6 protein-coding genes are annotated in these 12,142 nt (G+C 50.7%); all 6 read left to right on the forward strand.

Going from position 1 to position 12,142, the window contains the following annotated elements:
* Positions 1-141 precede the first annotated feature (141 nt).
* The 6 genes from AC0YN4_RS12955 to AC0YN4_RS12980 all read left to right on the forward strand — a co-directional run bounded on the left by AC0YN4_RS12955 (position 142) and on the right by AC0YN4_RS12980 (position 12,136).
* Complete coding sequence (locus AC0YN4_RS12955) at positions 142-3,357, forward strand: chitobiase/beta-hexosaminidase C-terminal domain-containing protein (protein ID WP_475835960.1); 3,216 nt, start codon at positions 142-144, stop codon at positions 3,355-3,357.
* 189 nt (positions 3,358-3,546) lie between these two features.
* Complete coding sequence (locus AC0YN4_RS12960) at positions 3,547-5,190, forward strand: glycoside hydrolase family 140 protein (RefSeq protein ID WP_475835961.1); 1,644 nt, start codon at positions 3,547-3,549, stop codon at positions 5,188-5,190.
* A gap of 4 nt (positions 5,191-5,194) precedes the next feature.
* Entirely contained in the window at positions 5,195-7,639 is a 2,445-nt protein-coding gene (locus AC0YN4_RS12965) for a glucosidase family protein (RefSeq protein ID WP_475835962.1), read from the forward strand.
* Positions 7,640-7,919: 280 nt separating this feature from the next.
* On the forward strand, positions 7,920-9,227 hold the full coding sequence (locus AC0YN4_RS12970; RefSeq protein WP_475835963.1) for a glycoside hydrolase family 140 protein: 1,308 nt from the start codon (positions 7,920-7,922) through the stop codon (positions 9,225-9,227).
* A 42-nt stretch (positions 9,228-9,269) separates the two neighbouring features.
* Positions 9,270-11,390 carry a hypothetical protein gene (locus tag AC0YN4_RS12975; protein WP_475835964.1) on the forward strand — a complete coding sequence of 707 codons (2,121 nt, stop codon included), beginning with the start codon at positions 9,270-9,272 and terminating at the stop codon, positions 11,388-11,390.
* A 149-nt stretch (positions 11,391-11,539) separates the two neighbouring features.
* A complete protein-coding gene (locus AC0YN4_RS12980; RefSeq protein WP_475780136.1) occupies positions 11,540-12,136 on the forward strand; it encodes a TetR/AcrR family transcriptional regulator in 597 nt (198 codons plus the stop codon).
* Positions 12,137-12,142 lie beyond the last annotated feature (6 nt).

Here is a 12,142-nt window from a genome sequence, read left to right on the forward strand (position 1 = left end):
GAATAATGAACCAGCTTTCTTCGAGATTCCAGAAGAAGTAAGCGCTTCCGTACGCTGCATGTGAGAGAGTTCGGTAATGTGGTAGTTTTACAATGAAAGGCCAAGTGAAGCATAACATCATTCGAGGGGGATTATGTGCGTATGAACTTTTCAATGAAAAGCAGCAGCTTTCTTCGCAAAATGGTCTTATTGGCAATGACTGCAACAATCAGCATTCCTTTTATTTCTCCTCCACAGCAAGTAGAGGCGGCAGGAGCCACCTTTTACGTAGGCGGAACCGGCGCTTCGGACAGCAATCCGGGCTCATCCTCGCAACCTTTTGCGACCATTCAGAAAGCATCGACCGTTGCGACAGCAGGTGACACCGTTAAGATCCGTACCGGTATCTATCGCGAGACGATCACACCGACGAATTCCGGTTCCGCCGGTAATCCGATTATTTATGAGCCGGATGGCGGCGCGGATGTCACGGTAAGCGGTGCCGACACGGCAGATGGCGGCTGGTCGGTACACAGCGGCAGCATTTACAAGAAAACCATTACAATGACTAACGGCTACAATGCCAATATGACGAACAATACAACACTGCTCGCGAACCAAGTGTTCGTGAACGGGCAAATGATGATCGAAGCCCGCTGGCCGAACCTGCCGGACTCGAACGATCTGTTTAACCGTAATGATTTCCGCAACGGCACACTCGGTACATGGTCGACAACAGGGGCGCAAACGGTAAATGACTCCGGCATTCCGAGCATCAGCGGCGGCTGGGTAGGCGGCACGATGTGGGTGAACGGCTGGTTTATCTCGCAAACCCGTTCCATCACGGCACAAACGGGAACGCAGCTGACTGTGTCCGGTGGCATCATCGGCGCAGATGACAGACTTCGCAAGTTCTACTACTTAACGGGACGTCTTGGAGCGCTTGACGTAGCGAAGGAATTTTTCTATGATGGCACGCAGCTCTATCTGTATGCGCCGGGCGGAGGAAGTCCGACGAACGTAGAAGTCAAGAAACGGAACTACGCGTTTGACCTGAGCGGCAGATCGTATATTACGATTCGGAATTTGAAACTGTTCGCGGCTTCCATTACGTCCAATACGAGCAGCACGAACATTACGCTTGACGGACTGAATGCGAAGTATATCAATCATGGGGTTACGATTACGGATTCTGACCTCACGTACACGCATACAGGTCAAGTGGTAACCGGGGTAGGTACGGGAATTCGCTTGATGGGTGCGAACAGCATTATTCAGAACAGTGAAATTGCGTACAGTTCCAGTGTCGGTGTTGCGCTTGGCTCGAACACGACAGCTTATAACAATAAGATCCACGATATTGATTATGAGGGAACATACGCAAGTGCAGTTATGCCTGTAGATGGCACGAATGGTCAGACGATTACGAACAATACCATCTATCGCACCGGACGTGCGAGCATCGATTTCATGAACAGCCAGAACGTTAACGTCGGCTACAACGATATGTACAACTTCGGCATGCTGAATATGGACATGGGAGCGATCTACTCCTCCAGAGACTATGTTACCGATGGTTTGCGTATCCACCACAACTGGATCCATGACTCCTCCGCTATTTCGACGGGAGAAGGCATCCAAGTCGGTATTTATTTTGACCAAGGCTCAGGTCTGGCGCAGATCGATCATAATGTCCTCTGGAACAATGTAGTTGCGGATATTTATATCCAGCATACTTCTGCTGTCGATGTTCAGAAGATATTCAACAACACGCTGGCGACGTCAGGCTATGCATCCTATGTGACCTACTCCAACGAAGCAACGGATAATATGAAAAATAATATTTTCCGCGATGATGTCATCAACTACAATCCATCGACGACTTCGATCTTCCAAACGACTAATCCGCTGTTTGTCGGAAGCGGGACTAGCGGATTGCAATACCGCATCACGACTTCGTCTCCGGCCAAGGACACCGGGGCAGTCATCTCCGGCGTAACAGACGGTTATGTTGGCACTGCACCAGACATTGGGGCTTATGAGTTCGGCGGCACGGATTGGGTTCCGGGATATGTAGCTCCTGTTTCAACCGTGGCAACACCGACGTTCAGTCCTGCGGCGGGAACGTACACTTCTGCACAGTCGGTTACGATTTCGAGTTCGACTTCCGGAGCAGATATCCGGTATACAACCGATGGAAGCACGCCGACAGCTTCTTCGACACTGTACACAGGTGCTGTCAACGTCTCGTCATCTCAGACCTTGAAGGCGATTGGCATCAAGTCGGGAATGACGAATTCAGCAGTTGCTACCGCGGCCTATACGATTAACCTGCCCGGTACGACTACAGTGAACGATACCGTAACAGGTACGGGGCAGAACCAATTCGAGTATGTCGGATCGTGGGGCTCTGGCGCGAGTACAGGAGCGTACATGAATGATGAGCACTACTCGGGAAACACGAACGACTACTATCAATTCGATTTCACAGGAACGAAGGTAGAAGTGTACGCACAGAAGTATAATTCATCCGGTATTGCCGCCGTTTCGATTGACGGCGGAGCGGAAACGAATATCGACCTCTACAATTCTACGCTGCTTCTGAATACGCTTATTTACACCAGTCCTACACTGACGAGCGGCACGCATACCGTGAAGCTTCGCGTAACGGGCACGAAGAATGCCAGCTCGTCGAGCTACTGGCTTGTTGCCGACCGCATTGTCGTGACAGCCTCAGCAACACCTGCGGCTACGCCGACATTTGGTCTTGCAGCAGGCACGTATAGCGGTACACAATCGGTCTCGATTTCAACCGCAACCTCCGGCGCTGATATTCGTTACACGACGAACGGCAGCACGCCGACAGCTTCTTCAACGCTGTACACCGGTCCGGTCAGCGTTTCGTCCAGCATGACGCTGAAGGCGATTGCCGTCAAGTCCGGCATGTCGGATTCGTCCGTAGCAAGCGCTGCGTATACGATCACGACGACTGTCAATGATTTCGTCACAGGTACAGGTCAGAACCAATTTGAGTATGTTGGCTCATGGGGTTCAGGTGCAAGCACTGGCGCATATTTGGATGATGAGCATTACTCCGGCAATACGAACGATTACTATCAGGTGGATTTCACAGGAACAAAGGTAGAAGTGTATGGCCAGAAATACAACTCTTCGGGTATGGCGGCGATTTCCATCGACGGTGGCACTGAAACGACGGTGGATCTCTACAATGCGACGCTGCTCAAAAATACATTGATCTACACAAGTCCTACACTCTCGAGCGGCAGCCATACCGTTAAGATTCGCGTGACCGGAACGAAGAACGCAAGCTCTTCCTTCACGTGGGTAGTAGCGGACAGAGTACTCATTACGAACTAATGATGTCGCTTCCAAACAGTCAGCCGCGTTGATGCGGTTGGCTGTTTTTTTGTTTAATCAGATTTCCAGATTGCAGCATAAGTCAGCCGTATATTCACTATTTTCCGTGATAGCGCTTGCACTAGAATAGAGTTGGCGACAAGGTGCACTTGTAAGTAAGCGGGTAATATTGAAGAGGAGGTGACGGGCTTGAACCGCAAGGTGGACACGAGAGTATGGGAATGCGCAGAGCTGGTTTTCAAAGCGGCAGAAACCTATGATAATCCTTTCCTGGAAGTGGAGCTGCGTGCCGAGTTTGTCGGTCCTGATGGACAGTTGCTGATGATTCCGGGCTTCTGGGACGGGGGCAATTTGTGGAAGGTCCGTTTTGCTCCGGTTACTGCTGGGGAATGGCATTATACAACGAGTTGCTCCGATCAAGCGGATGCCGGGCTTCACGGTTGTACGGGCCTCGTTACGGCCTCCGTTTGGCAAGAAGAGGAACTTCAGCATAATCCGAATCGAAGAGGCTTCGTGCGCATCCATGAATCGGGCAGATGGTTCGAGTATGGGGATGGCACACCGTTCTATTGGCTGGGAGATACGTTATGGTCCGCGCATACCCTGCGCTGTGACTTGAAGAAAGCGCTTCCGACTTACTTGGAAGATCGCAGAAACAAAGGCTTCAATGTCATTCAGCTGGTTGTCGGCCATCCGACGGCAGACCAATTCGGCGAAGAAACGAGCAGCTACGTCAGGTATGACCCGGAGTATTTTCTTAATGAAGGCGGAGCGCCATATCTGGAGCGGTATACGCTCATCAATCCGGCTTATTTCAGCCATCTGGATTTGCGTATACGCCTGATGCTGAACATGGGATTCGTGCCATGTCTGATGGCCATGTGGGGCCAGGATTTGCAAGGGATTAAGGTGGAAGGCGGCAAGCGATATCTCCGTTATCTAGTTGCTCGTTATGCTGCATTCAACGTGATGTGGTCCCCGGCAGGCGAGTATCTGTTCACGGATGATGTGGAAGGCTGGCGCGAGCTGGGAGAAGAAATTCATCGCTGCGATCCATACGGGCATCCGACCTCTGTACATTCCGTTGCCCCGCACAGCGGAAGTCGTCATTACCATGGGGAAGAGTGGTACGATTTCAACCTCATTCAAGTGGGGCATGTGCTCGGATTTAAGAATTTTATGGAGATGCTGCCCTATCTCGATTACCGGATGCAGCCGCCGAAACCATCGATTATGAGCGAATCCTGGTATGAGAATCATCCAAACTGTGTGCTGGATGACGGCGTACGCATTAACGATAAACACATTCGGTTCGCCACTTACGTTCCGCTGCTGCAAGGCTGTATCGGGCAGACGTATGGCGCACATGGAATTTGGTCCATATATAACGGGGAGCAGAAGGATAAATGGACGGATCGGATGAGACCGGATTTGTGGAAAGAGGATTTAAACCTGCCCGGATCGGGACAGATGAAGCACGTGCGGGATCTCATGGAAACGGTCAATTGGTGGGAGCTTGAGCCCCATCCGGAGTGGGTGAGTACGGTGGCTGAGAGCAATGTGTATTGTGCTGCCATTCTGAGGGAGCAATACATCATCTATTGTACAGGCGGTCAAGCTGCGGTACCTGTTCTCGTTATGATTATGGGTGCAAAAAAAGACGGTGAAACCTACGCGGGGCAATGGATGAATCCACGTACGGGAGATTGGCATGCAGTTGAGGTCGAGGACTTCCAGTATCACGGCTACGGCAGCGGGATGATGTGGCGAACGTTCACACCGGATCAAGAGGATTGGATTCTCAGCATAAGACGAGTTAAAGAGGAGAACTGACAAGATGAAGACTTATAGCGTAGACAGAGGCGTAATCGAAAGCGAGAAAGGCATCCCGGAATCGCCGAGATGGTTCTCGGACAGTCGGATGAATTTTCAGATCAATGAGAATGCCGTCACTCAAGTGAATTATCATAATCCGCTTGCCATCCGCGGATGTAACACGATATTTCTGCAGCGGTTATGGGATGGGTTTAGACATTTCGTCGAACTTGACGGTGTGACACATAAGCTCCCCTATACGAATTCCAAGCTATGGCCATTTGGCGTCGAATCCGAGTGTGAGGTTAACGGTGTAAAGCTTCAACATCGGATTATGGCCGTAGAAGAGTCAATCGTATTTCAAGTGACTACGCCTCAGGAGCTCCCGCTTTCTTTGCGATACAAGATGGAGTTCTACAAAGACTTTGCTTTAATCCCGGCTGATTCGCAGGATTTCCGGTTCAGCGCCGGCGGCACAAGCCGTGTGTGGCAGGAATGGTCTTATGATGAGGCAGCCAGTCTGCTGCACGGTTCCTTCCTCGAAATACAGAAGGAGAGGGAAGCTGGCCATCCCGATGACATTAATATCAATAATCCGGATGTGAGTAAATACGACCGGGAGGAGCCGGTTCCGCTATTTATTAGCATTGGCGCGGATTTTCCGATTGGCTATTCGAAACGGCCGCTCAACTCGAAGTACATTCTTACTGGCAGCGAACCGTTGGAACCTAACCGGACTTATAGCTTTATCATAAGTTTTGATTGTGAGAAGGAAGCGCTGCTGAATAAAGCCTATGAGCTGTCAGATGGTATCGAAGAATCCGTATCGAAGCAATTTGCTCGTTATGAACGTATTCGGGAGCGTTCGCCGATTCTTAACAGTCCATATGAAGAATTGAATAACTTTATGAGTTTGATTCCACTGTATCACGAGTCCTGCAAAGTTACGGATGTTCCCGGGGCCATTAAAGCGAAGAACAAACAGTACTGGGTATGGGGCTGGGACGGCATTACGAGCAATTATGCCTCGCTATATTGGGGCGATCAATCGTTTATCGGCGATATGCTTCGCTTCTACGAGGAGACGGCAGATGCGGAGTGGGGCATTGCGCACAGCTACCGCCATGATATGACTTTGAACAGTGTCAGCGCCCTTCCGGCGCAGAGCATGTATATTTCGCTGCTTCAGCAGTATTATGCGACAACGGGGAATAAGCAAGAGGTGTTGGACCGCTATGATTTTGTAAAACGGATCTTCAACCTGATTCTGACGCGCGAGGTGCAAGGAATGGGCTTCTGCGAAGGGGCTTCACTGTTCCCGGATTTTCCGGCGTTCATGCATGAAACGGGTACGAGCGATATTAGCAGTCTGAACAACACGATCTTCTATTGTGCGGCTCGTTCGATGGAATATCTGGCAGAGCTTGTAGGTGATCAGGAGACCAAAGAGCGCGCGAAAGCCGTCTTCAGCGGAATTGAGAAGAACTTTCTACCGCTGTTCTATGACGAAGAGAAGCAGTTCGTTGTCAGCTCTATCGATTCGGTGACGCTGCAGAAGCGCAATTCGTATAACTCCAATGCGGTCAAATGGGAGAGCCATTATTTAAGTGATTTGATGGACGAGGTGAATGCGGGAGCCCTTGAATTCTTCGCGAACCATATCGTCTGCAAAGCGGGATTGCGTGAAATTCCGGTCTGGTCGGATGCCTTTGATATGGACGCTAATCAGCTGCACTGCTGGTGGCCGGTGACCGGTGAGTACTTCATGCAGCTGGTCAATGACGGCAATCGCCCTGATCTGATTGAACAATGGATTGGTTGGGTGAGCTATTGGACCGGGAAGCTGACTTGCCCGGAGGGCATCTCTTGTTATATCGATACGGCTGAGCCGGACGTGGACCGCTGGAATACGGAGAATGGCACATGGCATGCCTATTCCATGCGAGGCTGGTATCAAGCGGCTATTCATGGCGTGGTCGGCGTTTCCATGGAAGCGGGAGGCTTAACCTTCCATCCGTATGCCGGGGAAGAGATGACGCTCGAGGGGCTCTATTATGGTGAACAACGACTAGATATCGCGATGATAGGTTCGGGTCCGTTCTTGGAGTCGATTGAAGTGGATGGTCAACTGCTCGAAGCGACTAATAAGCTGCCTGTGGATGTTACCGGCGCGAAAGTAGAGGCGGCTTCGAAGATAACGGTGCGCCGAGTTGCAACTAACCCTTACCCCGTATCCATTCAAAAAGCATTCGGCATCGAGCTATCGAATTACTCCTATGTGGACGGCGTCATTCGCGCGCAGATGGAAGGTGCGGGAACGAGCAGACTGAAGCTGATCGCGCAGCGAGAACCCGTCGTCACAATCGGGGGCAGGAGCGCGAGCGTGCAATATGATGCAGCAGCGGGCAAGGCAACGGTGGAAGTGGATTTGAAAGTCGGGCAACGTGAGGAATTAGTTATTCAGTAGATCGACTCTCAGCTTGCGAGCACGGGCCAAATGATGCTGAGAGTCGATAAATCCGACTCTCAGCACGCAAACACCGACCAAATGATGTTGAGAGTAGCAAAAACCGACTCTCAGCACGCAAACTAACCTGATAGTGATGTTGCTGGCAGCTGAGAGTCATCCAGCATAGGTAAGCGAGGTGCAGGAGCAGGACCTGCGTGCGAGTTCGCGCAAGAAGCCCACCCAGAGGTCTACATGCTAGCGAAATCAGCGAATATCGTGCAGGAGGAGATGTACGCCAGTGGCAATTAAGGGGTATTTGCAAGTAGCGGCTGATCAGCGGAGCTTCCAAGACGGGGAGGGAAAGCCGGTTTTCTGGCTGGGGGATACGGCTTGGGCTTGCCCGGGCCGAGCGACCTGGGAGGAATGGGTTGACTACGTGGATGCCAGGTCCGCGCAAGGTTTTAACGTGTTACAGCTCAACTCACTTCCTCAGCATGATGCGTATCAGCCGATTTTTCGAGAAGGCCGCCAACCATTTGCTCTGTTCAAAAAGGAGAGCGAGGATGGTCGGATCTTCAACTGGGATTATGAGGCTATTCAAGCTGATTATTTTGACATGCTGAAGAAAATGATCGCGTATGCCAACGGCAAAGGGATGGTAATTGCGCTGATCGTGCTGTGGTTCGAGCATGTACCGAATTCACGGCTTGATGTGATCCCCGTTCATCCGGGAATGACGGTGCAGCAGGCGATCCGCTACGGAACTTTTCTAATAGAGAAGCTGGAAGAGTTGAATATCGTATGGATCGTCAGCGGTGACGATGAATTCAAAGGTGAGGGGGTCGCAGCCTTCTATAACGAAGTCGGCATGGCAATGAAGGAAGCCGAGCCGTATGGACGACTGATCACGACCCACCCGGTGCATAAATCCGGCGACACGTACCATCATGCGAGCTGGCTTGATTTCAATATGGTGCAAAGCGGTCATGGGCTGAATCAGGACTATAATCTGGGCCTGATTCGTGAGGAATGGGATAAACAGCCGCCTAAACCGGTGCTTAATGCCGAGCCATGTTACGAGCATCATCCCATGAGCGGACGTGAACGGCGCTTCGACCGATACGGGGTTCGGCGCGCCGGCTGGCGAAGCGTGCTGGAGGGTTCGTTAACGGGCATTACTTATGGTGCCTATTGGATTTGGAACTGGGCGAAGAGCGGTGAAGCTCCACTTAACGGAACCCCATCACCATACAGCTGGAGAGATGCGATGGAGCTGCCCGGTGCCTTAGATCTGGTTCGTATGATGCAGCTGCTGACAGCTTTGCCATGGTTCGAGCTCAGGCCAGCATCAGAGCGGTTACGCAGTACGCATTCTTGTACAGTATCGGTGGCATGCACGGAAGCAGGCAGTCTACTGCTGGTTTATTTGCCGGAGAAATGCGAGATTCGTCTGGATTTAACCGGGCTCGAAGTGGAAGGGAAATCGGTAATCTGGTGGAGTCCGGAGAACGGAGTACGAATAGCGTCGACAGCGGGTCATCTCGACAGCAATGAATTTATAGGCAGTTCACCCTTTGAGAAGGATGGACTGCTAATCATTAGTTAACGCGGGAGCAGCAAGTGCTGCAGGAGAGAAGGGGAAGGTTACATGTACTCAGCGCCGATTATGTTATTGCTGGATACCAGCATGACAATGGATCATCAACGCATTCGGCTGGCCGTTTCGGATATTAACGAGAAAGGCTTCGATACGGTTTGCGTGGAGTTTCGCAACAATATCTATGATGAATATGATTCGCAGGGCAAGGCAGCGATTCAAGTTGTTTCAGAGGAATGCACGCGGCTTGGCCTCCAATTTCTGATGATTATGCCAATGCTCGGGCCAAACATAGTCAAGGAGCATCCGGAAGCACGCCAATCTTGGGCAGTCGAGCACAGCGGTCAAGTCATTGATAGTCGGTTTTCCATAGCCATTAAACGCGTGCATAATGTCGGATTCGTGAATACCGATCCCAGAGTCCGAGGGGTTGCCAAAGCGTTTCACATCATCAGAGATGAAAGCGGTCGCATCGTCGAAGCCTTCGACATTACGGACCAGATTACATTCACCATCGACATGAACATCGAGACAACACTCGCCGGTACTTGTGAGCAGGACGGAGAAATTCTAGTATACGCAAGGTATGATACGGATTATATGGATTTTGCATATAGCGGGATGCACAAATCGGTAGATTCGTTCTTGGAGCAGTATGAAGGCTTGCCGCAGGACGGTTATGCCATCGATGAATTCGGAGCGGGCAGCAGATCGAGCGAGGATGTTTATTTTGTCGGGGGTCATTTTCTTGCCGCGTTTGAAGCCAAATACGGCTATGATTTGCTGGACCGGATCTACCTGCTGAAGAATGAAGCGATCGATGCTTGTGCGGGAAACGTACGATACGATTACTATCAACTGACGATCGACCTCACGTACGGCTTGCAGAAATATGTCAAAGATCGCTACACGGAGCGTTTCGGCGACAACCTGTTCGGCGGCTTCCACAGCACATGGTGGGGAGAAGGCAATTCAGGGGATTTATGGGCAGGAAATATCGATTATTTCAGACTGACGGATAACTTGAGCGGCGGGTTTGTAGATGCGCAATTTGATGCCGAGCGAACGATGGTGTCCATGACGATGCTTGCTGAGTCGCTTGCCAAATATTCTTCGAGTGGAAAAGCCTACAATATGTGCTGGGATCGAAATACGACGAAGGAGAAACTGGACTATTACCAGCGCCTGCTGGCTGTGCGCAATGTGAGATGGGTCGGTCATGCGTACGGATACGTCGGTCCTTATGGCCCCGGATATCCCGATCACAGTACTTGGGAGGATACGAAGGTTTGCCTTGAACGGCAGAAAACCTTCCAGCAGTTTATTGGAAAGGCAATCAGCAGACCGAAGCTTGCGATGATGTATGTGTGGGAATCCGTTGCGTTCTTCAACAATGAGTACATGCATTACCACAGGCTTAGTATGAAGGCAGTTCTCGATAAAATGATGCAAGAACATTACGAAATCGATTTGATTCCGACGAGCGAAGCCGATTTGGAGCGGTATGATGCCTTAATTGTGCTATGGCCGACCATGATGCCGGAGGCTGCATGGGAATCGATTCAAGGTTATGCCGCAACGGGCAGAAGAGTGATCTTCATCGGTCCGCCGGCACAGTGTACAGTGGAGGGCCGCGACATTCGCAGCGAATTCGAACAGTTAACCGGCGCTCAGAGCGGGAGCCCATTCGCTGGCAGGCTCTATAACGGCGATTATGAATACGTCGAATGGGATATTTGGTTCGCCAAAACCAAAATCGACATGAAAGTCTTCCCGCTAACGCCGTTAGATGGCGAAACGACGCTGGTTCACGATGGTGACATCATAGGAGTCAGCAAATTGAATGTGGAATACTTCTCGTTTGAGATGCCGCTCACGTCGTATTTTGAAACGTTATTGGCTACGCTTACGCATGCACGTGAGCTGGATCTTCCTCCGGATCTACTCAGCAAAGTATCTTACGATGGTGAAAATGCTGTCCTCTCTATGACAAAACGATGGGGAGCGCGAATCAACTGCAGCTTTACCTTTAGAGGGAATACGATTGCAATTGCAGATGGCGTTCTCGTTGGCATTCGCTTGGAAGGGAACCGTGTAGTCGAGATCATTAGCGATGCGGATTGTACGATTGAAGTGAATGGCAGCAAGAGGGAATATGTGACGATTGGGTAGAGAATCGAGCGGTGAGGCCAGGCATTATAAAAAAAATGTTTGGTCTCTGCTTTTACCCTATTTACAAACCGATGGTCGGTTTATATAATAAGAGCAACAGCCAACAAATGGAAATGCACAAACCATACACCAACATGGAGGTATCCAATATGAAGCAAGAGGAACGCAGGGAGCAAACCATTCGCTTATTGCTGGAGGCGACTAAATCCCTTGTTCGAGAGAAGGGCTGCTCATCGTTAACGTTGAAGGACATCATGGAACGGTCGGGACTATCGAAGGGGGCCATCTTTCATTATGTGAAGAGCAAGGATGAATTGTTTGCCTGGGTGCTGCTCGAACGGCTTGAGGAAACGAACAACCGATTTATGAGCGAGGTGGGTAGAAAAGGCGGCGAGTTTGAAGGTCCGATGGGGAGTATTGCCGGTCGCTTAAACAGTTTGGAAGAACAGGATGACGTTACAAACAAAGTATTTGTTTATTTGCTTGGCAAGGAGGAAGAGCAGGCTGTAGCCGAGGCACTGAATCAATTCTATGAACGGTCTGTTCAGCTGTCTCGCAGTTGGATTACCGCCGGGCAGCAGCATGGCGTAATCCCGGAAGCCATCGATGCGGATCGTACGGCAGAGCTGTTCGTCTTACTCTCGTTTGGACTGCGAGTCCGCTCTTCATTCTCCATCGTGAGCGGTCATTTCAATGCCGAACATTTCATTCAGTTTATTGCCGGCATGCTTAAACCTACTAATTAATAACTA

Source organism: Paenibacillus sp. J22R3 (assembly GCF_056269305.1).

Excerpts from the sequence above, each read along its gene's own strand:
- AC0YN4_RS12975 (WP_475835964.1), top strand. The coding sequence starts at position 9,270 with ATGTACTCAGCGCCGATTATGTTATTGCTGGATACCAGCATGACAATG.
- AC0YN4_RS12980 (WP_475780136.1), top strand. The coding sequence starts at position 11,540 with ATGAAGCAAGAGGAACGCAGGGAGCAAACCATTCGCTTATTGCTGGAG.
- AC0YN4_RS12955 (WP_475835960.1), top strand. The coding sequence starts at position 142 with ATGAACTTTTCAATGAAAAGCAGCAGCTTTCTTCGCAAAATGGTCTTA.
- AC0YN4_RS12965 (WP_475835962.1), top strand. The coding sequence starts at position 5,195 with ATGAAGACTTATAGCGTAGACAGAGGCGTAATCGAAAGCGAGAAAGGC.